The organism is Kitasatospora sp. NPDC048545, assembly GCF_040651155.1.
Lineage (GTDB): Bacteria > Actinomycetota > Actinomycetes > Streptomycetales > Streptomycetaceae > Kitasatospora.
Genome location: NZ_JBEZIQ010000085.1, coordinates 1 through 23,051 on the forward strand (window position 1 = coordinate 1; position 23,051 = coordinate 23,051).

General features: G+C 70.6%; 17 protein-coding genes and 3 pseudogenes. 14 read left to right on the plus strand and 6 right to left on the minus strand.

The window, feature by feature from the left end; genetic code table 11:
* Positions 1-461 precede the first annotated feature (461 nt).
* From AB0D10_RS42765 to AB0D10_RS42785, 5 genes and pseudogenes are all read left to right on the plus strand, one after another.
* Positions 462-2,678 (plus strand): hypothetical protein, encoded by a 2,217-nt coding sequence (locus tag AB0D10_RS42765; RefSeq protein WP_360267364.1) that lies wholly within the window; start codon positions 462-464, stop codon positions 2,676-2,678.
* A 419-nt stretch (positions 2,679-3,097) separates the two neighbouring features.
* A pseudogene (locus AB0D10_RS42770) lies at positions 3,098-3,298 on the plus strand (transposase); the annotation flags it as partial.
* A gap of 89 nt (positions 3,299-3,387) precedes the next feature.
* A protein-coding gene (locus tag AB0D10_RS42775) for an IS3 family transposase (protein ID WP_360267366.1) occupies positions 3,388-4,562 on the plus strand; the annotation gives its coding sequence in 2 pieces (ribosomal slippage) (positions 3,388-3,655 and positions 3,655-4,562; 1,176 coding nt in all).
* Between the two features lie 33 nt (positions 4,563-4,595).
* Positions 4,596-5,207: pseudogene (locus AB0D10_RS42780) on the plus strand (transposase); the annotation flags it as partial.
* Positions 5,204-5,626, plus strand: a complete 423-nt coding sequence (locus tag AB0D10_RS42785; RefSeq protein WP_360267369.1) for a hypothetical protein — start codon at positions 5,204-5,206, stop codon at positions 5,624-5,626. The pseudogene AB0D10_RS42780 and the gene AB0D10_RS42785, both read left to right, overlap by 4 nt.
* A gap of 22 nt (positions 5,627-5,648) precedes the next feature.
* Here AB0D10_RS42785 and AB0D10_RS42790 read toward each other — a convergent pair whose 3' ends face one another.
* Positions 5,649-6,623, minus strand: coding sequence for a hypothetical protein (locus tag AB0D10_RS42790; RefSeq protein ID WP_360267372.1), 975 nt, complete (start codon positions 6,621-6,623; stop codon positions 5,649-5,651).
* 202 nt (positions 6,624-6,825) lie between these two features.
* Here AB0D10_RS42790 and AB0D10_RS42795 point away from each other — a divergent pair, with 202 nt between their 5' ends.
* Positions 6,826-7,347 (plus strand): hypothetical protein, encoded by a 522-nt coding sequence (locus AB0D10_RS42795; protein WP_360267374.1) that lies wholly within the window; start codon positions 6,826-6,828, stop codon positions 7,345-7,347.
* Here the strand turns inward: AB0D10_RS42795 and AB0D10_RS42800 are convergent.
* Together AB0D10_RS42800 and AB0D10_RS42805 are read right to left on the minus strand one after the other, a co-directional pair.
* Positions 7,326-8,774 (minus strand): hypothetical protein, encoded by a 1,449-nt coding sequence (locus AB0D10_RS42800; RefSeq protein ID WP_360267377.1) that lies wholly within the window; start codon positions 8,772-8,774, stop codon positions 7,326-7,328. The two genes, AB0D10_RS42795 and AB0D10_RS42800, sit on opposite strands and share 22 nt — an antisense overlap.
* Before the next feature lie 267 nt (positions 8,775-9,041).
* Entirely contained in the window at positions 9,042-9,173 is a 132-nt protein-coding gene (locus AB0D10_RS42805; protein WP_360267380.1) for a hypothetical protein, read from the minus strand.
* 379 nt (positions 9,174-9,552) lie between these two features.
* On the opposite strand from AB0D10_RS42805, the gene AB0D10_RS42810 reads away from it, so the two are divergent.
* The 3 genes from AB0D10_RS42810 (at position 9,553) to AB0D10_RS42820 (ending at position 12,423) form a co-directional block, all read left to right on the plus strand.
* Positions 9,553-10,017 carry a hypothetical protein gene (locus tag AB0D10_RS42810; protein WP_360267382.1) on the plus strand — a complete coding sequence of 155 codons (465 nt, stop codon included), beginning with the start codon at positions 9,553-9,555 and terminating at the stop codon, positions 10,015-10,017.
* Between the two features lie 191 nt (positions 10,018-10,208).
* Positions 10,209-10,799 (plus strand): hypothetical protein, encoded by a 591-nt coding sequence (locus AB0D10_RS42815; RefSeq protein ID WP_360267385.1) that lies wholly within the window; start codon positions 10,209-10,211, stop codon positions 10,797-10,799.
* Between the two features lie 256 nt (positions 10,800-11,055).
* The gene (locus tag AB0D10_RS42820) at positions 11,056-12,423 is read left to right on the plus strand and encodes a hypothetical protein (protein ID WP_360267388.1); all 1,368 of its coding nucleotides are present in this window, start codon (positions 11,056-11,058) and stop codon (positions 12,421-12,423) included.
* A 96-nt stretch (positions 12,424-12,519) separates the two neighbouring features.
* On the opposite strand, the pseudogene AB0D10_RS42825 reads toward AB0D10_RS42820, so the two are convergent.
* A pseudogene (locus AB0D10_RS42825) lies at positions 12,520-12,855 on the minus strand (hypothetical protein); the annotation flags it as partial.
* A 250-nt stretch (positions 12,856-13,105) separates the two neighbouring features.
* Between AB0D10_RS42825 and AB0D10_RS42830 the strand changes: the two are divergent.
* Complete coding sequence (locus AB0D10_RS42830) at positions 13,106-14,530, plus strand: helix-turn-helix transcriptional regulator (protein ID WP_360267391.1); 1,425 nt, start codon at positions 13,106-13,108, stop codon at positions 14,528-14,530.
* A gap of 223 nt (positions 14,531-14,753) precedes the next feature.
* Positions 14,754-15,506 (plus strand): hypothetical protein, encoded by a 753-nt coding sequence (locus AB0D10_RS42835; protein WP_360267394.1) that lies wholly within the window; start codon positions 14,754-14,756, stop codon positions 15,504-15,506.
* Positions 15,507-15,986: 480 nt separating this feature from the next.
* Here AB0D10_RS42835 and AB0D10_RS42840 read toward each other — a convergent pair whose 3' ends face one another.
* Positions 15,987-16,358: a hypothetical protein gene (locus AB0D10_RS42840; RefSeq protein WP_360267397.1), complete on the minus strand. Its 372-nt coding sequence runs from the start codon at positions 16,356-16,358 to the stop codon at positions 15,987-15,989.
* A 233-nt stretch (positions 16,359-16,591) separates the two neighbouring features.
* Here AB0D10_RS42840 and AB0D10_RS42845 point away from each other — a divergent pair, with 233 nt between their 5' ends.
* Positions 16,592-17,098 (plus strand): hypothetical protein, encoded by a 507-nt coding sequence (locus AB0D10_RS42845; RefSeq protein WP_360267400.1) that lies wholly within the window; start codon positions 16,592-16,594, stop codon positions 17,096-17,098.
* A 325-nt stretch (positions 17,099-17,423) separates the two neighbouring features.
* On the opposite strand, the gene AB0D10_RS42850 is transcribed toward AB0D10_RS42845, so the two are convergent.
* A complete protein-coding gene (locus AB0D10_RS42850) occupies positions 17,424-18,335 on the minus strand; it encodes a DNA-3-methyladenine glycosylase 2 family protein (RefSeq protein ID WP_360267403.1) in 912 nt (303 codons plus the stop codon).
* A 238-nt stretch (positions 18,336-18,573) separates the two neighbouring features.
* On the opposite strand from AB0D10_RS42850, the gene dnaE reads away from it, so the two are divergent.
* The gene (gene dnaE, locus AB0D10_RS42855) at positions 18,574-21,993 is read left to right on the plus strand and encodes a DNA polymerase III subunit alpha (RefSeq protein ID WP_360267405.1); all 3,420 of its coding nucleotides are present in this window, start codon (positions 18,574-18,576) and stop codon (positions 21,991-21,993) included.
* Positions 21,990-23,015 (plus strand): helix-hairpin-helix domain-containing protein, encoded by a 1,026-nt coding sequence (locus tag AB0D10_RS42860; RefSeq protein WP_360267408.1) that lies wholly within the window; start codon positions 21,990-21,992, stop codon positions 23,013-23,015. Before dnaE ends, AB0D10_RS42860 begins: the two co-directional genes overlap by 4 nt.
* The last annotated feature ends 36 nt before the right edge of the window (positions 23,016-23,051 follow it).

Here is a 23,051-nt window from a genome sequence, read left to right on the forward strand (position 1 = left end):
CAGCAGTACCTCGACGCCCACGAGCTGCCCCGCCCCCGCTGGTGGCGCCAAGGACAGTGATCAAGGAAAGCCAAGATCCCCGACAGAGTCACTCAGTCCGTCTTCCCTCAGGACTCCGAGCACCGACTGGCCTGGTGGCGCGCCCTCTGGCACCACCAGCAGCGCCGCCACACCCTGCGCCCGGCCCGCCCGGCCCGCCCGGCCCGCCCGGCCCGCCCGGCCCGCCCGGCCCGCCAGATCCTCCGGGACGGGCGGCAGACTCCCAGCCCGCGGCCCGACGCGCCCAGCCGCCACGGCGAGTGACTGTTCTAGGGCCACCGCCGGCACCTGACGGTCTTACCCGTGCGTCCCAGACCGTGATCGAGCCCTCTGCCCGACGGTAGGATTACCGCTCGAATACCGGGAGGCGGGACCGCCGGAGCGTCTGCGGACCTTGCCGAGGGTCGAGGGGGAGGGGCCGGATGCCCGAGGGAAATGGATCGCTCAGCCCGTCATTCGAGCGCATCCTCATGATGGCGTTCGCGCATCTGGCGCCGGGCCCCGTGACGGTGCTGACCACCAGCTCGGAAGAAGGCCAGCCCTCCTTCGAACCGCCCTCGGAGTGGCGTTTGGTTCAGGAACCGGCCTGGCACGACCTCAGCTCGGGCGTTGCACGCCTCCTGGGGCAGGGCCCGCTTCTCCTCGTACCACCATGGCAACGCCGCACCGGCGCCCAGACGTCGCGTCGGGATGTGTCCCTGTACGTGTACGACGATGTTCTGCGTGCATGCCGTCCCGCAGACGCCAGCAGCGGCATGGCCGTCCTGACCCCTGCCGAACTTTGGGTCTCGGAATCGTCGCGTGCGGCAGAGCTGCGCAGGACGCTGTCCGAGCACTGGGACATACTGGCCGTCATCTACAGCACGGGTGTGATTCCTCAGATCCATCAGACTTTCGGCGTGGCTGCCTGCTTCCTGAAGACCAAGCAGGAACACCGGCCTCCGATGAAGATCTTCCGGGCGCCGCGCGGGGACGACGACGCGTCTGCCGAGAAGGACTTCCAGATGCTACTCAAGCGCGGAGGAGGCAGTACCCGGTACGGCTACGTCATCCGTGACCTCCCGCCCGCTACAGAGAGCCTCGACTTCGACCGTCACCATCCGGACGTCGTATCGCAGAAAGCCGACCTGGCGGGCTTCGGCAGCCTCACCACGCTGGGTGAGCTGTACGAGACCGTCCCCCGCATCCACATGGCGGGACACTCGCACTGGATCAGCTCCGAGGAGCAGCCCGGCGCCGTCCGGCTCCTGGGAGGTCGTGACGTACGGCGCGACGGCTCCATCGCGCTGCCCGCCGACGACAGCTACTGGGTCAAGGCCCCGCCCGAATACCTCCTGCGACCAGGCGACCTCATCCTCCGCGAGATCCACGGACCACACGATCCGCCAGGTCTGATCGTTGCCGAGGTGACCGATCAGGACCTCCCAGCCGCGCCCTCCCACACGACCGTCGCTCTACGCTCTCGTGCCGCCATCACACCGCAGCAGATCAGCCTGACCGTCCAGTTTCTGCGGACACCGCTGGCCGACCGGCTGGTCGGCAGATCGAGCCTTCACATCACGGTGAAGCGGCTACAGGAACTGCCCGTGCCGCAGCCGGACGGCGTCCTGACTACGGTGCTCGACGATCTTGATGCCGCCCGTCACCGCCTTGAGACCTGGGCCAAAGAAGCAGGAACACTTCTGGAGTCCGCGTTCACGTACAAAACAGCGGTTCAGGCCCGGGACAGAATCATCGACCAGGGTCGTGGGCTGCGTTTGCGTGTGGAGGCCGCAACACTGCTCGACGACCTGGGGCACACCGTGCGCACGCGCTTCCCCCTGCCCATCGCCTACCGGTGGCGTGAAGCCGAAGCTCGCATGAGCGCCGGCGATCAACGGGCGGCCTACAACGCCGTCCTGGACACTGCCGAAATCCTGCTCTGTTACATGGCGCTGCTCACCCTGGCGCTCGCCTGGGAAGCCGGGATCCCGCTGGGCTCCACCGCGGCGATCAAGGAGAAGCTCACCAGCGGGCGCAGCGGCCCGGGCCTCGGTGACTGGGCCGCCGTGATGCAGGAGGCATCCACAAGCCGCAAACTTCGCGAACTGCCGCACCAGCACCCCATGCACAGCATCCGTTCCCTGCTGGCGGACCAAGACGCCGCCGACGCACGCCAGCGCTTGAGCGAACGCCGCAACGACGATGCCCACCTCCGTCGTCTCGATCCCATCGATCTCCCGCCCGCGGTCACAGAGGCCTTCGCCGACCTGACCCTGCTCGTTGAACGATCCCGGTTTCTTGCCGACTTCCCGCTCTGGCACGTCACCGAGACCCGCTGGGACAGCCTTGCCAAGACGGCCGACATCCGCTACCGCGAGCTGACGGGGGACCATCCCGTTGTACCGACCAAGGCTGCCACTTCGTTGAGACACGACTTGGAACCCGGCAGCCTGTACCTGCGGGACTCCACACATGAGCTGCACCTGCTGCGCCCGTTCCTGACGGGCGAGGTCTGCCCGGTTTGCCGCGCATGGTCGACCTTCCATGCCGATCTCGTCCCCAAGGGCGGTGTGCAGCTGAAAAGCCTTGAACACGGGCATGTACTACATCAGTCGGCAGACAAGTCAGAGGCGTTGGCGGTCGTCGGACTGCTCTGACGTGTGGCTGTCGCCTGCGGCCTCAGTCGAAGGATGCCCGCCGTCTGCACCAGCCTGGAATCGCTACTACGCCGCCCCCTTCCGACGAGTGCTCACCCAAGGGCGTGCAAAGGGTCCAGGCGAGCAATACGCCGCTGTGCATCCGGCCGTGGCTCCAGCGATGTCGGTTGTCAGGTGCCGAGTCACCCTGTACTCGGCCCGGTCACCGGCCGGGGACGAAGCGCACGAACTGGCCCGGGTGTTCGTCAACATCACGCGTAGGATGGCCTGCCGAGCGGCGAGTGGCCGACGCGGGTCGGCCATGCACCACTGACTCAGAGGACGGTATGTGACGTGATGTCGCATCTGACGTCACTGGAACGTGTGGCATCGCCGCATCTCCGCTGATCGGGAGGCTCGGGCGTGCTGGAGTGTCACCCGTGAGCGACCGCCAGCCCTACAAGAGCGACTTATCGGACGAGCGCTGGGCTCTGATCGAGCCGGTGATCACCTCGTGGAAGGCCCGGCACCCCTCCGTCAGCCGCCACCAGGGCAACTACGACATGCGGGAGATCGTCAACGCCCTGCTCTACCAGTCTCGAACGGGCTGCCAGTGGGACTACCTCCCCCACGACCTGCCCCCGACCGGCGCGGTGAAGTAGGGCCTTTGCCCCTGATCGTGGACACCCTGATCATTGGATCGTGAAGATCCACAGGACAGGAGTTCCCGTTGGGGACGTCGAAGTACTCGCCTGAGTTTCGGGCCGATGCCGTCGCGCTGTACCGGGCCAGCCCCGGGCGCACGTACGCCGCGGTGGCCAGGGACCTTGGGGTGAACCACGAGACGCTGCGCGTGTGGGTGCGCGAGGCCGAGCAGGCCGCTGTGCCCGGCGTCGCGGAGTCGAGCGCCTTGGAGAAGGAGAACAGGCAGCTCAAGGCCCGGGTGAAGGAACTCGAACTGGAGCGGGAGATCCTGCACCGGGCAGCGAAGTATTTTGCGGGCGAGACGAACTGGTGAGCCGCTTCACGTTCGTTGCCGACCACTGCAGCGTCTACGGCGTGAAGCGGCTGTGCAGGCTCCTGCACGTCTCCCGTTCCGGGTTCTACCGCTGGCTGCGGGCTGCCCCGGCCCGCGCCGAGCGCGAGCATGCCGACCAGGCTTTGGTGGAGCGCATCGCCCAGATCCACCAGGAGTCCGACAGCACTTACGGCAGTCCCCGGATCACCGCCGAGTTGCGCGAGGAGGGCCGGCCGGTGAACCACAAGCGGGTCGCCCGGCTGATGCGTCGCTTCGGGATCGTCGGGGTGCACCTGCGGAAGAAGGTCCGTACTACCGTCCCCGCCCCCGACGTGATCCCGGTGCCGGACCTGCTCCAGCGCGACTTCACCGCCTGCGCGCCGAACCAGAAGTACGTGGGAGACATCACCTATCTCCCGGTCGGCGAGGGCCGGTTCCTCTACCTGGCAACGGTGCTGGACCTGCATTCCAAGCGCCTGGTGGGGTGGTCGATCGCCGACCACATGCGTACCGGGCTGATAGCCGATGCCCTGAGGGCCGCCGCCGGCACCCGTGGCGGGGACCTGCGCGGAGCGATTTTCCACAGCGACAACGGGGCCCAATACTCATCGAAGGAATTCGCCTTGCTCTGCAGCGAGTTGGGCGTGATCCGATCACGCGGAGCCGTCGGTACCAGCGCGGACAACGCCGCCGCGGAGTCGTTCAACGCCAGCCTGAAACGCGAGACGCTCCAGGGTGCGAAGCGCTGGTCCGGTGCCCGCGCCGCCCGCCTGGACGTATTCCGCTGGGTCACCCGCTACAACACCCGGCGACGGCACTCCGCCCTCGGCCAACAGAGCCCGATCAGCTACGAACAACGATCAACTACGCTGACCCTCGCCGCATGACACCCGGTGTCCACGATCAAGGGCGAAGGCCCGTACTACTTCTACAAGTGGCGCGACGACGGCACTGACCAGACCATCCACGACCTGCTGCGCTGGCAGGTCCGCGAGAAGAAGGGTCGATTAGCCGACCCCAGCCTGGTGGTGCTCGACACCCAGAGCTTGCACGCCGCCGCGGGGGTCCCGGCCGGCACCACCGGACGGGACGCGAACAAGAAGGTGCCAGGTCGCAAGCGGGGCCTGGCCGTCGACGTCCTCGGACTGGTGATCGCGGTGGTGGTACTCGCCGCCTCCGTTCACGACAACGTCTTCGGAACTGCCCTGCTCGACAAGGTCGCAGCCAGCGCCGGCACCGTGACGAAGGCCCTGGTGGACCAGGGGTTCAAGAAGACGGTCGTGGACCACGGGCGGCAGGTAGGCATCGAGGTCGAAGTCGTCGAGCGTAACCCGGCCGACGCCGGGTTTGTCCCGCAGCCCAAGCGGTGGATCGTGGAGCAGACGAACGGGATCTTGATGCTGCACCGCAGACTGGTGCGCGACTACGAACACCGAACCGCCTCAGCCGAGTCCCGGGTTTACTGGGCCATAAGCGACCGGATGTCGCGGATGCTGACCGGCACCTCCACCCCCGCCTGGCGCGGCGCATGACCGGCGGGGAACTGACCCTGGGGGCATTGCTGGTGCGGCTGGAGGAGCAGGAGCGGGAGATCGCCGCGCAGGCCGAGGTGGCCCGGGAGAAGATCGCGGATCTGACAGCACTGTTGGACGGGCTCGACACCGCCGCCGAGGAGATCCGGATCACCCGCAAGACGCTGCTGGAGCTACCCGAACCGCGGCCTCCCGCGCCGCCTGTCGCGAAGCTGCCGGACCATCCGGCCTACCAGCAGATCATGGCGGTATTCGCCGCCGCCGATGCCCCGTTGCGGGCGCGGGCGGTGTGTGAGGCGATGGACGTGGAGATCGCGCCCAGCAATATCAACAACGTCCGCCTGAAGCTCAAGCGGCTCGCTGACCGGGGAATCCTGGCCGAGACCGAACAGGGGCTGTTCACCCTGCCGCGACCGTGACCCCCGTCGCGGACACCGGGCATCAGCTCGCGCGTCGCCCTGCGAGCAGATCCTGAAACGACTTGGACTGGAGCTGCAGGGGTGGAGCCATGTCGCCAAAGGACTTGCCGAACGCTTGCGGCGACCGCTCCAATTCCATCAGCACCTGCTCTGCTATGTCGTCGCCGGAAAGGTCGGGCGCCAGGGCCGCGCAGGCCCGAACGCCTGCATGCGGGTCAGTCAGCCAGGGGCGCGTGTCGCCGCCGAGGTCGCCGATGGCAATCAAGATCGTTGCCTGGTCGTACGAGGAATCGGCGGCCCGGGCCATCGAGGTCAACTGTTGCAGCAGCTCCGAACGTTGCGCGGAGGCCGCGGGATGCCGCGCCAGTGACCCAACAGCTGCGGCGGCACATGTCCTGCGCCTGGCACGTTCCGACGCGATGTACGGCAGTGTTCGCCGCAGGAGCACGGGAACCACGTCGAAGCAGGCGAGCGCCGCCTGATCGAGGACGAGTTCACCGAGCCCTGTGCCGTCCTGCCACATCCGAGCCCTGCCATCTGCATCAGCCGACACGTACTCGACAGTCCAGGCCCGCAGCTCCGGCACGCGGTCCTTGACCCGAGCACGGACTTCCTCAGCCCCGTCGCCGAGGTCGGCGGCGGCGCCGACCTCGTACAGATACGCGAGCATGGCATCGGGCAGCGAGGGATCCTCGAGCCCCAGCAGCGGATTGTCCAGGAGCTTGGCGACAAGCATCGCGGTGGGCGCCGTCGCAGGCCAGGCCTTGCCCTCGTGGCGAAGCGTCGCCGACCACAGGTGCGAGTACCCGTCGACGGAAGCCCACGCATCGTCGCTGAGGAGAGCTGCCAGACGCCGCGGCGTGTCGTCGGCGGGGCCTGAGGCATGGAACAAGCCGGACCAGTCCACGTCATCCGTACGGTCATCCACGACGTGGATGGTGCCACAACGCTTCGATGGGCTCACGCTGACCCGCTCCGGATCGCGGGACATGATCACCCAGCCCGGCCCCTGACCCCTCACGCGGACGCCCGACCCGCCGCCCTCACTCACCCCAGTACCGAACCGGACATCAACTTGCGTATCGCCCTCTCAGGCCAACGTGCCAGTGAGTCAGCCCTTGTACCTACAGGTGTGAAGCATGCCGCGAACTGCTGTGACGAGCTATTCCGGTACGCAGAAGGTTCCATATCGGGAGAGCTTGGAGCCGAACCGGCTGGTGCTGCTGGACGGGGCGGAGTCGAACCCGGAGTCCTGGTTCTGCGCCCGGTCGTTCGCCCTGGCCGCCGACCGGGGGGTGCGCGGGGTGGTCGCCCACTCCGACCCGCAGCCGCGCACCAGGGCCACCCCGCAAGGGCCGGAGCTGGTGTCCCCGAGCCACGTCGGCCACGTCTACGCGGTCCAGGGGTTCGCCTACCTCGGCCGGACGCGGCCGCGCCGGCTGACGGTGCTGCCCGACGCCACCGTGCTGTCGGACCGGGCCGCGTCGAAGATCCGCAACGACGAGGCCGGACACCGGGCGGCGGAGCAGCGGCTGGTCGGCTTCGGCGCTCGGCCGCGCCAGCCAGAGGAGGACGGCGGGCAGTGGCTGGACGAGACACTGACGGCCGTCGGGGCAACGATGCTGGCCCATGGGGGCAACCATCGGTATGTGCGGGCCACCGGACCACATTGCACGCGTGTCACTGTGGCACCGACGTCCTACCCGTCACCCAGGCGGTAGCGGCGCAGGCGGGACCAGAGGCTGCGCCGCTGCGCGGCCTCTTCAGGCTTCGTCAGCGCGAGTCCGCTCGGCTCGGTGCTGTGGTTCTGCTGCCCGAGCACGGCAGCACGCACGGCTTCCCAGTCTTCGGTCCGCCACCACCCGAAGAGGACGGTGGCGGGAATGACGGGGTGCTGGAGTGTGGCTACAAACTCGCGGCGCCCGTACACCGCCGGCGTACGCTGCGCCGGGTCGAGCTTGCGCTGGTGGTTGACGACCAGAGTTCCGCGGGTGACCGGCTGATGCGGGCGCAGCTGCGGCCAGGTGCTCAGATGGCGCTCTAGATCGGCCACCAGCGCTTCCTTGGCCTGGCCGCCTTCGGACTTCACTTCGACGAGGCGTGCATCCTCGCCCCGGATGGCAAGCAGGTCCGCGGACTTCGTGCCCAGTTCCTTGTCCAGGTCGGTGACGTCGAAGCCAGCCGCGCGCAGAACGGCCGCGACGGCGTCGACCAGTTCACTGCCGGTGCCGAACAGCAGCCCTGACCGTATCGGCTCGGCCGCCTCCTTCGCGCGCTTCTGCTCGGCGTGAAGCCGGGCCTTCTCGGTGGCGTAGTGGCGTTCGAGTTCTGCCAGCGCCAGCCGGGCCGAGGATTCGGCGGTGGTCTCCAGGTCGGGGTCGAGGCTGTGCGGGGAGCGGACCCGGCGAAGAGCGCCTGGGACATACGCGGGTAGAGCTCGCTCGACGAGCCAGCCGACCACCGTGTTCCAGTTGATCCCGTCCGGAAGGATGTACCAGATCTGCTTGCCGTCGCTGGGCATCCAACGAGCCACGACCGGATCACCGAGGGTGTCCACCATGATGGGGACGAGCTCACCCTCCGGCTCGTAGACGGTGGTTCCTGATGGCCCCTCCGCCGCCAGGGACCGCGGGGCCATCGCCCACCAGGGGCCTTCACCGGAGCTGCTGCGGATCCGGAGCGCGAGGTCCTGGTCGACCGCATCGAGGCCCGGGACCAGAGCGATCTCCGAACCGGACCCGAGGCGCTTGCCGGCGATCGAACCGTCAAAGCCGCGGAAGTACACGTGGGCGACGTCGGCACCGAAGACCGAGTTGCGCGGCTCGCTGTCCGCGTCGCCGATCGTGGCGATGATCAGGGCCGTCTCACCGCGCGAGGCGGCGCCGTCGAGAAATCTCGTGAACTCGTCCGCGCCACGCCCGCCGAAGATGCTCGGGTTGATGGCCGCGGCGCAGGTGCTGGTGTCCGTCCCAAGCCACCGAGGGTCGGCGCCGGCCTTCTCCCAGGTGATGCCGTCGTACTTGTGAGCGGCCACCCACTGGTCCCGGAGGGTTTCATGCGCGTCCGGATGCGGCTCGGGGAACTCGGCGGGGTTCCGGACGGCGACGTGGACAGCGACGAGCCCGCTCGGGGCAGCGGAGGGTGCCATGCGACCACCGTAGTGGCAGGCGCAGTCACCACGAACACCCCGGTGTCGGGCGACACTGGCGACACCGCCTCCCGCTGCCGGCGCCTCCGTTCTGGACAGCGGCGGCAGTCCGGCGCTGAGAAGCCGATCCGCAAGGCCGGGGACGGCCAGTACGGTCGCCGTCGACCGCGTCGAGGCCTACGGGAGGGTACCTGCGTGCTCCGGGAGGCGGGCGCCCCCGGGGCCGGGGGCCGATCAGGCCAGAGGGCGCCGGCGCGCCCGTGCGTCTCAGTCTGCGGGGAGGCTGGAGATCAGGCGCGGAAGGTCTGCGGGCTCCAGGGCGTCCCACGGGAGCGGCTGCGGCTCGTTTTCCCCGTCCAGCACCAGGATCTTGACGCCGACGGGGACGCTGCCGTTCAAGGTTCCTCCGGGTTCGATCTCGACCTCGAACTGGACGCGCAGCGTCCTGGGCGGAGAGCACCTTCCCCGGGCCGGGGCGGCGGTGGGTGACGAACACCGGCCCGCGCGAGCCGGACGGCCCGACGCCCCAGTCGCTCAACGCATCGACTCACAGATCACACATGACGCGACCTGGGAGGATGCCACCTTCCGGTGCACAGAAGACCGTCGACCAGGCGACGCCGGAGTTCGGCCGATTCCGCCACCACGTGCGGGCCGAGCGGATCCGCTACGACATGACCCCTGCGGACGTCTTCCCCCTGCAGTCGGCTGCGCCTGAGAGAACCGCACGGACGGATCCGGTGGCGCCGCGGCGAGCGGGGCCGGGTACCGTCCGAGGATGAGCAGCACCCACCCACTGCAGGAACTCCTGGAGATGGCCGCCGAGGACACGGTCGCCACCGCCCACCCGGCGGCTGGCCGCTGGCTGATCACTGAGCTGGAGCGGCGCGGTACCGAGGCCATGTGGGAAGGTGCATGTCTGCTGCTCGCCCTCCTCGCAGCCCGACCCCACGAGGGTCTGTCTTCGGAGAAGGCCGCCGACCGGATGCGCCTCACCGCCAAAACGGCGCAGCCCGACGTCGCCCTGGCCCTGCTAGCCAAGGCCGCCTACCAGACCACCGGCGGGGCCGCCGCCAGCGAAGTGTGGGAGGGGGCCACCCCCGAGCTGCACCGGGCCGCGATCATGCACTGGCTCATCGTGTACTGCTCGACCATCGGGTACGACGGTCGGCGGCTGAGTCCGGCCGGGACCGTGGCGCTCATCCGCCAGGCGATCCCCAAGCCTCCCGGTGCTGCCGGGTAGCCGGACGGTCCTTCGATCCGGAGGTCGACGACCCGGCCTGCCTGGAGCCGGCCGCGGGCGGCCGCCGCCGAGCCGCCGGTTCGGGGCCCGTCAAGCGGTCTTGACGCGATCACCCCCGTCCTGCCGCGTCTGCTGGCATGCTGGCCCACTGGGCCCGGACAGGGCCGGAGCGAAGGGGAGGAACTGCCGCCGTGGGCGATGCCGTGCTGACGACCGCCATGATCCTGCCCTTCGCCGTTCTGCTGTCCCGGCGCCACCTGCGCACCCTCCGGCGTCCGGCCGCCGATGTGCCCCGCTCCGACCGCCTGTTCGCCTGGGCCGTCGTCTCGTTCTGGTCGCTCTTGCTCGCAGCCGGCTGGGTCTGCCTGTCCGACGACGTCACCGTCGTCCTGGTGTCCGTCCTGGTCTGGCTGGCCGCACCTCCGGTGCTGGCCGTCGCCGCCGCCCGTTGCCGCCGCACCGAGCGGAGGGAAGAGGACCTCCTGCGGGCCACCCAGGGACTGCCCGTCCGCCGCCACCTCGCCTCGCCATGGACGGTCGCCGCCGGGTGGGCCGTCGTCGCCGTGCTGCTGTTGCTCGGGATCGCCGTCGGCCCCGCTCTCGCCACCGCCCACGGGCAGCCCGTCCAACGGGACGCCCACACCCTGTACCTCGTCTACATCCCGACGGTGCTTGGCGCCGCCCACACGATCGCGCAGTACGCGCGCCGCGAGCAGGAGACCGTCCGTGCGGCACGCGCCGACCGCCTCGCCGCCGGCCTGGAGAAGACAGCGGCGAGCTGACGCTCGACCACGCCCGTGTACGCGGGTCGGGCGCTCCCCGGAGAAACCGGCCTGCGGCCCCGAGCGGGCCGCCAGCCCGACCGTCGCCGTCAGGGGGCTGGCCGCGCTCGGGGGTTCACGGCCAGCCGCCTCCAACTCTGCGCCGTCCCCAGACCGCGCGCGATGCACCGCCGCCGGCCGGAGCAACACCGCACCCACCAGCGGAGCCCGCCGAAAAGCCCGGACGCCACCGACCCCCACCCAGCACACTGTGCGGATGACCCTGTTCGATGCCGACCACTACGAGCCCGACGAGATGCTCGCGCACCCCCGCCACCTGGCCATCCAACCAGTCCTGACCGGCCTAATCGAGCAACTGCGTGACGTCCACACCCCGGAGGACGGCTACGCCTTCCAGCAGGACCTCCTCACCCGGCTGCTGGAAGTCGAGAAGGACCGCGATGGGTTCAAACGCGCCGCTGCCCGGGCCCGCAAGGGCAAGGGACCGAAGGCCGACGCTCCGGAGCCGCAGTCCGGCCGCGACCCGGCCGACCTTGGGACCTGGGCGTTCGAAGCCGACCTGTGCGAGCGCTTGGCCCGGCAGCTGCGCACGGTCGGGGACGCGCTGGCCTGGCGGGCCTTCGGGTTCCGCCGGCCGTTCATCCTCGCACTGTCCCGCAACGCCTCGCCGGGCCCGATGTACGGCAAAGACGGCCTCCAGGAAGAACTCGATCAGGTCCACCGCGCGTGGAAGGACGACGGCGCCTTCACGCTCCTGCACGACCTGACGAACTGCCTGCGCATCGGCGACATCACCGTCTGGGACGACGCCACAGCACCGCGAACCCTGGAGATCAAGACCAACCCGAAGAAGAAGAATTCGACGCAGCTGAAGCGGATCAACGCCGCCCGCGACGCTCTTCTGAACGGCGGGCCCCTTCCCAATGAGCCCACCGAAGCGCTGCACGACCTCGACATACCGCTGCGCACGCACCTCGACCTGCTGCGCACCACCGCCGACCGCGCCCTCGCGGACGGCATCGCGGCCACCGCGATACCCGGAAGCCGCGCGCTGCTCCTGGCCGACCAGAGCACCTGCGCGCACCTCGGCATGACGGGAGACCAGTTCGCCGAGCGCGTCAGCTTGGCGATGGGAACCGCGCTGGACCAGGCGGGGATCGCCGCGAACCGCGAGCACAATGTCCACGCCACCAGCCTGGACCACACCGCCCGCGACCCGCTGCGAGTGCCCTGGGCCTGCTACCCGCTCCACCCGGCCGTGTGCGCGCGCATCATCGGCGACTACATGGTGCTCCTCGTCGAAACCTCCGGCCCGATCCTCACCCGGCTCCTGCGCGCAGCGGGCCTGGACGCCCGCTGGGTCCGTCCGCCCGGCCACGGCGACCTGCAACCCGGCGAAGTTGTGATCGAGATCGACCGGCCGCAGCGCGCCGCCGTCCTCGCCGGAGGCCTCCAGCTCACCTCCACGCGGACCTTGCAGCTGCGCCGCTCCGAACTCGACCGCTACCTGGCCGAGTTGGTCCGCCCGGGTACCTGGGCGGCGGGCATCTCCCGCCTGTTGGACAGCACGGCAACCGGTCAACCGTGGCCGCACTACCGGGACGAGGAACAGGTGTGGCGCTGACCCCTCCACAGAACCTGGGCCGCTACGCCGTCGACGCCCCTGGACGGCAGCGTGGATGAGTCCCTCGTACCAGGCGAGTGCCTGCTGCCTGTCTCGGGCGGCCATCACCGGCTGGACCTGGACGCGCGCATCGGCGAGGAGTTTCACGAGGACCTCCCGCCGTAGGGCGAGAGGAAGATCGTGAAGGTCCTCACCGGGGCGCGAGAGCACATCCCAGGCGACGGAGCTCAGGGCGACGCCCTCCGCCCGGCGCCTGGCCGGGGAGCGCAGGAGCTGCCGGAAGTCGAGCCGACCTCCGGACCAGGCGCAGATCTCACCGTCCAGGGTCACGCCCGGCTTCACGACCGCCCGCAGGGCGGGAAGCAGTTCGGGGTAGCGATCGGACAGCTGATTTGCCCTGGCGTGACCAGAGCTGGACGTCGCCGTCCCCACGCCAGGCAGCTGAGCGGACGCCGTCCAGCTTCACCTCGTACAGGACCCCGCCCGGGAACGCGTCCTCCGGCGGCAGCACGGCCGCGGGCCGCGGCCGCATCGGCTCGAACGGCGGTCTGATGACCACGGCGGGCGCCCGCGAGATCTTCCCTGCCGTATCCCCAGGGTGCGCCAAATTCCTGACACGAGAGCCCGCGCTATGCCAATATGGCATAGCGCTAGTTTCAAATGGCATGACGCTGGAGGAAGCATGGCCAGGTACCCGAGCCCGGACGCGGTCATTCCTGCGGGCTGGCTGATCACGCAAGCCCGACTCCGCACTGGCGACCTCAGCCAGTCCGCCCTGGCTGGCGACAGCGGTGTCGGGCAGACAGCCCTGAGCCGCTACGAGACCGGCCGGAGCGCACCGTCGTTCGAGGACCTGCAGCGCATCGTCGCCAACACCGACTACCGCCTGGAGGTCACGCTGCGCCGCGAGCCGCGGGACCTCGGCCCGGTGGAGCGCCTGCTCCGCAATGACCCGCTGCGGTTCGAGGTGTCGGACCTGAACCTGAGGTGCCGCCTGCCGGCCCAGCTCGCTCCAGTGGCGGGCCGGTTCGGACCTTCCGAAGCCGACGGTCCTCGCCTGTCCGAGGCGCTGCTTCATCTCTACGAGATCCAGGACTTGGCCCGGGACGCTCTGCGCCCGGAGGAGCGGCTCCAGCTGACCTACGAGCGCTACGGAAGCGAGCGGGACCGGGACCTGATCCACCAGATGCTCTCGGTGGGTGTCGCCGCCAGCCAGGCCGCGGCGGTCCTCGCCCGCATCATCCACCACGGCACCGACCGGGCGGCCCGGCGCCGGGGCCGCAAGGACACAGCGGAGGAGCCCCGGGTCGCGCGCATCCTCTGGGCCCACATCGTGTGCTGTCTCAGGGCCCAGGAGGCGATCTGCCGCGACCGCGTTGCGCGCATGGACCAGGCTCTGGAAGCGGCCCGCCGCCGCCAGCGGGCGGCCGACCGCCTCCAGGAAGCCGAACTGCTCGCATCGAGCGGGGGCCCCAGCATCGAGGAGGCCCGCGCCGACCTGGAGAAGGCCAGCCGGCGCTGCGCCGCCCTCGCCCGCAACGGCGGCTCCACCGGCGTCGGACTGGCCGGCGAGCGCTACCTAGCCGTCGAGCTCGGCGAGCTCGCAGACCGGGCCCGGGCACTGTTCGGCCGGCTCGCGGAGCATCCGTCGTTCGGGGCCTGGCGCAGCGAGCACGCGAAGGTCGATCCGCTGTATGACGTGTGGTTGGACGGTCAGCTGGCTGCGGCCCTGGCGCCGCCGAGGCTCTACGTGGACCATGCCAGCCTCGTCCACGACCGCCGCCTTCTCGCCGGGGCACAGGCAGCGGAGGCGACGCCAGGTCAGGGCATCCCGCAGCTGTACGAGCGCGACGGGCGGCGTGTGCGGGATCAGCACGGCCGCGAGTGGCAGATCGCCATCACCAGCACCACCTCGGCCACCGCGTCCAAGCGGAAGCAGGCGGCCGACGTCGTCGCCGCCTTGGATCTGCCGGGCGAGGTGTCAGGCGCGCCCGTCTACCTGCTGGCCGAGAACGTCGACGCGGCCGAAGCCGCCGACGTCATCGCGGCGGCGCCCAACCCGGTGTCCCTGGCCGACATCGCCGCCAGGCTCCTCACCCACTGCTGACCCGGACCCGTCCGGACCGCACTCACCGGTCGGTCCGGACGTGAGACCGTCAGCCCATCCACCACGGAAGGTTGCTATGTCAGACGAGCCGAAGGACACCTCCCTTCGAAACACGGACCAGGTGAGCGGCGCGGGAGCCCTCCCTCGCTGGCCAGCTGTCCCGTTGTGGGGGAGACCGCTCGTCGACCCCAGCTCGCGGCGGGTGCCCGCGCATCACCGTGAGGTGCTCGAACGGCAGAGGTACCTGCCGCCGTCGGTGGGGGAGCTCCCGCGTCGTCCCACCACCGTCACGCCGTTCACCACCGAGCACTACGACAAGGGCCTGTGGGAGATGGCCCGGCACTACCGCGACTGCTACATCCGGCCTGAGGACTTGGAAAGGGACTGCCAGGACATTCTCCGAAGGGTCCGCGCGGCATCACAGGCCATCCTCGATGCGCCGGGTGGAGCCTGGAAGCGGCTCGTCGACGTCCGGGAGAACAAGATCGGAAGGGGCCTCGACCGGAGGATCTGGCGGATGGCCCGGACCTTGAGCACCATCAGGCACGACGACGACATCGACATCGACGCCGCCTACTGGCCGTTCCTCAGCACCCTGGAGCGATGTGCCGCCCAGGCCTTCGACTACGCCTTCGAGGAAGCGAAGGTCATCGAGGTTCTCAAGATCAACACGTTCAACACAACGCACGCCCTGCCCCCGGCCGTCCTGAAAACACCGCCAGACTCGGAGTGGCCGACGGTCACCCACCAGCTTGCCTGCGACTGCGGCCGGACCGAGGACTGGCTTCTGGTCATCCCCGACGGACATCCTGCGGTCGGCTGCAAGTGCGGCCGCATGTGGTGGTGGCGGGGACTATCCCTTGACCAGCTCAAGGCGCAGATTCCCGAGTACACGGGCTACAACTTCCGCGACGGATTCGACCTGAACTCCCTGGCGGCCGAGCTCGGGTTCGGCCCCTTCCATCACAGCTGGTGACCACGAGGCTGGCGGAGCGCGGGCCCGTGCTCCACCGCCCGCCGCGCAGACACCACACCCGTAACCTCGCGAATTTGACAAAGCGCTGGGACCCGCCACCATGACCCTTTCCTTCGCGAACGATCTCTGGCAGCCCAGGACGAGGAACAGGCGTGATGCTGACCGCGCCGCCACATGTCGCACCGCCACGCAGTCCCCACGGCGCCCTGGGCGTGGTGGTCGCCGGAGCCACCCCCCGGTCCGTGGTGGGCTCCGGACGCGTGCCTGGACACCGCGTCCTTAGGCGACGAGAGCGACTGAACCTTCCCGCCAACCTCCGGCGGCATCATGCAGGGCCGGCTGCTCGGCTGGGGGCTGGCCGCAGTTCAACGACGTTGCCGCCAGAGGCCCGGCGGTGATCCATCCAGGGGACCGGCCGAGCCAGTCAGGTTCGGGACCAGCAAGCGGCGCTAGCGCGTCCAAGGGGGGCGAGCGCCGGGTTCAAGCGATCACGTCCTGGCAGGCCCAGCTCTCCAGGCCGGTGAAGGATACGCACGCCTTCCCTTCGGCCAGCCGCAGGCCCTTCCACTCAGCCACGAGGTCATCGCCCTTCTGGTAGGCCCGGACATCACCGTGCAGGGACTTCCCGTTGCCCTCATGAAGGACCCCCCAGCGGCCGAGCTGGGAACCACCGCCGGGCCACCGGGCGACCACCCGGTCCGCCCACGTTCCACGGCCATGGATCTCGATGCAGACAGCAGGCCGCGTCGTGCCCGTGCCATAGAAGTTGTGGGTGCAGGCGCTCGACGACCGAACCTCCCCCGACACCGCAGGCGACGCGGACGCCACCACAGCGCCGACAGCGACCGTCACTACTACCGTCGTCCTCGAACCCAGGCGCATCAACAAGCCCTCCTCCCGAACTGCCGGGCGCGACCCGGCAGGCACCAAGGGCCAACGAGCGCCGCCTCGGGCCGTTCCCGACTCGCCCTACCGTTCACCCGTTCAGCTGTGCGCTCGGGACCCAGACGGCACCAGATCGGCAGCGCGCCGATCGCCTCCCGCCCGGACTCAAGATGCCGAGCGCGCAGGCCGACGACCCTAAGGTGACGATTCCTCTCGCTCCCGGGCTGGTCTTCGACGGCCGGCCGATCCTGTCCGTCGAGCAGGACCTCGCGGACTCCTACAGGGGCTCGGACCTGACGGTGGCCGAGCACCTCGCTGAACTCTTCGTCCCGGACGGGGACTGGTGTCACGTAGGCCCGGACGTCCACTCGGTGACCGACGGCGGCGCGGAGGTCCGGCTGCGCTCCACGGCAGCCGGGTGGCGTGCGGACTCCTTCGACTCCGGCTGGGGCCCCTTGGCCGAGTTCGGGGATGTGCCGGCGGAGCACCGGCACGCGGTGGCTGTGTACGTCGACACGAGGGAGCGGTTGAGAGCCTGTACACCGACCGCCGAAACCCTGCGTGAGGAAGGCGAAACGGCCCCGAGGCCGTCCACGCCCTGGTCGCACGTCACCTCTGGCTGCTGGATGACCAACTGCGCGCCATCGACGTCCTCCAGGCATCACTCCATGGGGTCCGGCGCCAGGTCTGGGCGATCGATCTGCTGACCCACGAGTGCAGGAACATCAAGGAGCGGCAGGACGAGGTGTCAGCCGCGTTCGTGGAGTACCACCTCGGGTCTGCCGGTATCCGGGCGACCAGGCCGCTGTTCATCCCGGGATTCGAGCTGCCCGCAGGATTCATTCCGCTCATTAGCCTTCAAACTCCCGAGGAACGGCGGCAGGGCGCCACCGAGGGGTGACGTCCTGTCGGACAGCCGGTCGTGCGTGTCCGAGGCCGAGCCGCTTGCAACGCACAGCGGTGCGCTCCACCTGCTCCATGCCGGGCGGAGCGTCGTCCGTCCGCAGCTCTTTGGCCCGGGTGCCGTCGTGGTCACCTGCGGCGATGGTCGTTGGGCGCCAGGCGGGGGCCGAAACGCGGCGCCCGCGTCCCGGTGGCCCGAATCAGCTGGCACACCCGGTGGCGCTGGCCGGCGTACGGCTCCAGGAGCGCGAGCATCTGCTCGTCGGTGCTGCGGGCGCGGCCGGTGAGCGCGTAGCCGACGTGGTTGGCGAGGTGGTAGTCGCCGACGGAGACGGCGTCCGGGTCGCCGTTGCTGCGCTGCAGGGTCTCGGCCGCGGTCCAGACGCCGATGCCGGGTACGGTCATCAGCCGCTCGAACGCCGCTGGGCTGCTCATCGCGGACGCCTCTTCGAGCCGGGGCGCGAGCCGGACGGCGCGGAGTACGGTGGCCGCCCGCTTCGGGTCGACGCCGGCCTTGTGCCATTCCCAGCTGGGCACCGCGGCCCACTGTCTGGCGGAAGGCGTCACCCGCAGCTCGGGCCGGGGGCCGGGCGCAGGAGTGCCGAATCGCCGCAGGAGGTAGCGCCAGGCCCTGTAGGCCTCGGTGACCGTGACCTTCTGCTCCAGCACCGCTGGGACGAGGGAGTCCATTACCAGTCCGCTCCGGCCAAGCCGCAGGCCGGGGTTGCGGCGCTGGACCTCGCGTAGTGGCCCGGGCGGCAGGACCAGACGCTCGGGTTCGTCGTCGGCGCCGAGTAGGGCGGGTAGCTGCTCCAGGAGCCAGTCGGCGCCCGGACCCCACGCGGCCGCGGCGACCTCCCCGTCGGCGGACCGGGCGGTGATCCGGATCGTGCCGGGACCGGCGGGGGTGCGGAACACCCGCCAGACCCCGCCCGGCTCGTGGGCCGAGACCGGATCGCCGCCGCCTCGCAGGAGCGGGCCGAGGGCCCGGGCGAGGTCGACCTCGAAGTCCGGGCGCCAGCGCCGCTGCGCACCGTCCACCGTTGCCACCGCCGTGCCGAATTCACTGTGCCCGGACGTCCCGGGCACGGCGCACCCTACCTCTGGCGGAGGGCCTTCGGCGACCTCTCACTGAGAGCGTTCGATTAATCCATGCAGGTGAAACGCGAGATTGTTCGAATCAAGCCGTTCGACCAAACGTTCGAATAGCTCTATCGTGGGAACCACAAGCGGGGTCACAGAGACAACCGAGGGGGCTGAGCACAAGGAGGCACAAGCGGTGTACACGCATCTGCACGTCGCCTCCGGCTACTCGGCCCGCTACGGCGCCTCCCTGCCCGGCGCCCTGGTCGAACGGGCCGCCGAGCTCGGCCTGGACACCCTCGCCCTGACCGACCGCGACACCGTCGCCGGCGCGGTGCGCTTCGCCAACGCCTGCGCGGCCTCCGGCATCCGGCCGGTCTTCGGAGCCGACCTCGCCGTCGAACCGCTGCACCCCCGGCCCGGCCAGACCCGGCGCAACCCGGCGCGCGGCGGCGCCTTCGTCGACGAATCCGCCGCCAGGGTCACGGTCCTGGCCCGCGGCCGCACCGGCTGGGCAAGCCTGTGCGCGCTGATCACCGCCGCCTGGGCCGCCCGCGCCGAGGCCGGCGGCGGACAGCCGATCGTCCCCTGGAACGCGCTGCGCGAGCACCCGGACGGGCTGACCGTCCTGCTCGGCCCCGCCTCCGAACCCGCCCACGCCCTCGCCGCCGGCCGCCCGGACCTCGCCACCGCACTGCTCGCCCCCTGGCGCGACCTCTACGGCCCCCACCTGCGCCTGGAGGCCGTCCACCACCGCCGCACCGGCACCGGCCCCGGCTCCCTACGCCTGGCCGCGCGCACCGTCGGCCTCGCGCGCGACCTCGACCTCCTGCCCGTGATCACCAACGCCGTCCGCTACGCCCGGCCCGGGCAGGGGCCGGTGGCGGACGTCCTGGACTCCGCGCGCCTGCTGATGCCGATCCAGCCCGGCCGCACCTGCAACGGCGAGCGCTACCTCAAGTCCGGCCAGGAGATGGCCGACCTGGCCGAGGAGGTGGCCCGCGCGGCCGGGCAGGAGCGCGGGGGCGCGGCCCACCTGCTGGCCGCAACCGCCCGCACCGCCGCCGACTGCCGCCTCGATCCCGCGGCCGACCTCGGCATCGGGTCCGTGCACTTCCCCGAGGAGCACGTCATCGGCGCGGCCCCCGGCACCTCCGCACGGGTGTTGCGTCAGCGCTGCGAGGCCTCGATGACCCGCCACGGCTACGACCGCAGCGCCACGATGCGCGCCCGCCTGGACGACGAGCTGCGCGTCATCAACACCCTCGGTTGGCCGACGTACTTCCTGACCGTCGCCCAGGTCGTCGATGACGTGAAGGAGATGGGCATCCGGGTCCAGGCCCGCGGCTCCGGTGCCGGCTCCCTGGTCGTCCACCTCCTCGGCGTCTCCTTCGCCAACCCCCTCGACCACGAGCTGATCATGGAGCGGTTCCTCAACCTGCGCCGCCGCTCCCTGCCGGACATCGACATCGACGTCGAGTCGGCCCGCCGCCTGGACGTCTACCGGCGCATCATGGACCGCTACGGCCCGACCCGGGTGTGCACCCTCTCCATGCCGGAGACCTACCGCGTCCGCCACGCGATCCGCGACGCCGGCCTCGCGCTCGGCCTGCCCCCGGACGAGGTCGGCAACCTGGCCAAGGCCTTCCCCCACATCACCGCCCGCTCCGCGCGCACCGCGCTGGCCGAACTCCCGGAACTGCGCCACGTCGCGGCCGCCGCCGGCCGCTACGAGAAGCTCTGGGACCTCGTCGAAGGCCTCGACGCCCTGCCCCGCGGCACCGCCATGCACCCCTGCGGCGTCATCCTCAGCAACGACACCCTGCTGCAGCGCACCCCGGTCGTCCCCACCCCCGGGGAAGGCTTTCCGGCCACGCAGTTCGACAAGGAGGACGTCGAGATCGACGGCCTCGGCCTCCTGAAACTCGACGTCCTTGGGGTGCGCATGCAGTCCTCCATGGCCTACGCCGTGCGCGAGATCCAGCGCACCACCGGCCGCCGGATCGACCTCGACGACCGCACCCAGGTCCCGCTGGACGACCCGAAGGCCTTCGAGCTCCTGCGCGAAGGCGAGAGCCTCGGCGTCTTCCAGCTGGAGAGCCCAGGTCAACGCGACCTCCTCGGCCGCCTCCAGCCCGAAACGTTCGCCGATCTCGTCGCCGAGATCAGCCTCTTCCGCCCCGGCCCGGTCCAGGCCGACATGATCAAGCCGTTCCTCCTCGGCCGCCACGGCAGGCGCCCCGTCACCTACCCCCACCCCGACCTGGAGCCCTGGCTGTGCTCCACCTACGGCGTGATCATCTTCAACGAGCAGGTCGCCGGAGTCTTCTCCGCGATGACCCGCACCGACCTGGCCATGGGCGAGGAAGCCCGCCGCGCGCTCGCCAAGCCCGAACGCCTCCCGGCGCTCCAGGCCTGGTACCGCCAGCGCGCCGCCCAGGCCGGCTTCCACCCGGACGTGGTCGACCGGGTGTGGAAGATGCTGGAGAACATGGGCGCCTACGGCTTCGCCCGCAGCCACGGGGTCGCCTTCGCCCTGCCCACCCTGCAGAGCGCCTGGCTCAAAGCCCACTACCCCGCCGCGTTCTACGCCGGCCTGCTGGAACACGACCCCGGCATGTACCCCAAGCGGCTCGTCCTCGCCGACGCCCGCCGCCGCGGCATTCCCGTCCTGCCCGTCGACGTCCAGCACTCCGACGCCCACTACCGCACCGAGACCACCGCCGACGGCCGCCTCGCGGTACGCGTCGCCCTCGCCGACGTCCACGGCATCACTGACGACCAGGCCCAGCGCATCGCCGCCGGGCGCCCCTACACCGACCTCGCCGACTTCTGGACCCGCGCCCACCCCAGCCAGCCGATCGCCGAACGCCTCGCCCGCATCGGCGCCCTGGACACCCTCGCCCCCGGCGCCCACCGCCGCGAGCTGCTCCTGCAGATCGACGAACTCCACCGCACCCGCCGCGCCGCCGCCATCCCCGACCAACTGGTCCTCACCCACCCCGGCCCGCCCGCCGCCGGGTCCACCGGCCTGCCCGCCATGACCGCCGGCGAACAACTCCAGGCCGAGCTGGAGGTCATCGGCATGGATGCCACCCGCCACCTCATGGAACCCTTCCACCCGCTGCTCGCCGAGCTCGGCGTCGCCCCCGCCCACCGCCTGGCCGAGCACCGCACCGGAGAAACGGTGCTGGTGGCCGGCGCCAAGGTCGCGATCCAGACCCCTCCCATGCGCTCCGGCCGCCGCACGATCTTCGTCTCCCTCGACGACGGCAGCCAGGGCCGGCACGGGCAGGTCGACCTGACGTTCTTCGACGACACCCACGCCCAGGCCGCCTACCCCCTCTTCCACCACTTCCTGCTCCTCGCCCGCGGCCAGGTCTCACGCCGCGGCAAGTCCGTCACCGTCATCGGCACCCACGCCTGGAACCTCCAGGACATCGCCGACGCCCACACCACCGGCGGCACCGCCGCCGTCCGCGACCTCATCACCCGCACCACCCCCGACCAGACCACCGGCCCGGCCCCGCACGAGCCCGACGACGACAACAACGACGGCCGCCGCACCGCCGGCGCCAGCCGGCTGTGGCATGCCAGCCCCGGGAGCGCAGGATGACCACCGACCGCGCGATCCTCCACCTGCGCCTGCACCACCCACCCCTCGCCCTCTACACCGAGACCTTCACGGTCCTCGCCGACATCACCCCCCTCGTCCAGGCCCTGCCCCCGGACTCCGCCGCCCTCGACATCACCGGCGCTCTCACCTACTTCCACCGCACCCCCGAAGAGATCGCCGACACCCTCGCCACCCGCCTCCTCCTGCGCTACGGCCTCACCTGCGCCATCGGCGGCGGCCCCACTCGCCTCCACGCCCAGCTCGCCGCCGACACCCTCCTCCCCGGCCAGATCCGCATCCTCCACCCCCACCACGACGACACCGACCGCTTCCTGCGCACCCGCCCCACCCAGGCCCTGCCCGGCATCGGACCCAAACTCGCCCGCACCCTCGCCCGCTACGGCATCACCACCACCGGCGACCTCGCCGACCTCCCCCTGCCCACCCTCCAGCGCATCGCCGGCACCACCACCGCCCGCCTCCTGCACGACCGCGCCCACGGCACCGACCCACGCCGCGTCGCCCCCACCGGCCCACCGGCCAGCATCACCGTCACCCGCCGCTACCCCGCCGACGTCCTCGACCCCGACACCACCCGCCAGGGCCTGCTCGCCCTCGCCACCGACCTCGGCACCCGCCTGCGCACCGTCGACCAGACCACCCGCCACCTCGAACTCACCATCACCTACGCCGACCGCTCCACCACCACCCGCTCCCGCACCCTGCACGAACCCACCCACCACACCCCCACCCTGCGCGACACCCTCTACGCCATCCACACCCGCCTCGGCCTCCAACGCGCCCGCATCCGCGCCCTCACCGCCCGCGCAGGCCACCTCACCCCCGCCACCCACGCCTACACCCAACTCACCCTCGACCCCACCACCGAAGACCAACGCCGCCTCGAACCCGTCCTCGACAAGGCCAACAACCGCTGGGGAACCGGCACGCTGCGCCCCGCCGCGCTGGCCACCCCGGGCCCGAACGACAAGGCCCCGGCCCACGGCGTGCCGATCCGCTAGCGGGAGACCAGCCGTCCGTACCCGATGTCAGCACCC

What these genes read in the sequence shown, in the direction of transcription:
- AB0D10_RS42765 (WP_360267364.1), top strand. Translation starts at nt 462, where the DNA reads ATGCCCGAGGGAAATGGATCGCTCAGCCCGTCATTCGAGCGCATCCTC.
- AB0D10_RS42785 (WP_360267369.1), top strand. Translation starts at nt 5,204, where the DNA reads ATGACCGGCGGGGAACTGACCCTGGGGGCATTGCTGGTGCGGCTGGAG.
- AB0D10_RS42800 (WP_360267377.1), bottom strand. Translation starts at nt 8,774, where the DNA reads ATGGCACCCTCCGCTGCCCCGAGCGGGCTCGTCGCTGTCCACGTCGCC.
- AB0D10_RS42810 (WP_360267382.1), top strand. Translation starts at nt 9,553, where the DNA reads ATGAGCAGCACCCACCCACTGCAGGAACTCCTGGAGATGGCCGCCGAG.
- AB0D10_RS42820 (WP_360267388.1), top strand. Translation starts at nt 11,056, where the DNA reads ATGACCCTGTTCGATGCCGACCACTACGAGCCCGACGAGATGCTCGCG.
- AB0D10_RS42830 (WP_360267391.1), top strand. Translation starts at nt 13,106, where the DNA reads ATGGCCAGGTACCCGAGCCCGGACGCGGTCATTCCTGCGGGCTGGCTG.
- AB0D10_RS42860 (WP_360267408.1), top strand. Translation starts at nt 21,990, where the DNA reads ATGACCACCGACCGCGCGATCCTCCACCTGCGCCTGCACCACCCACCC.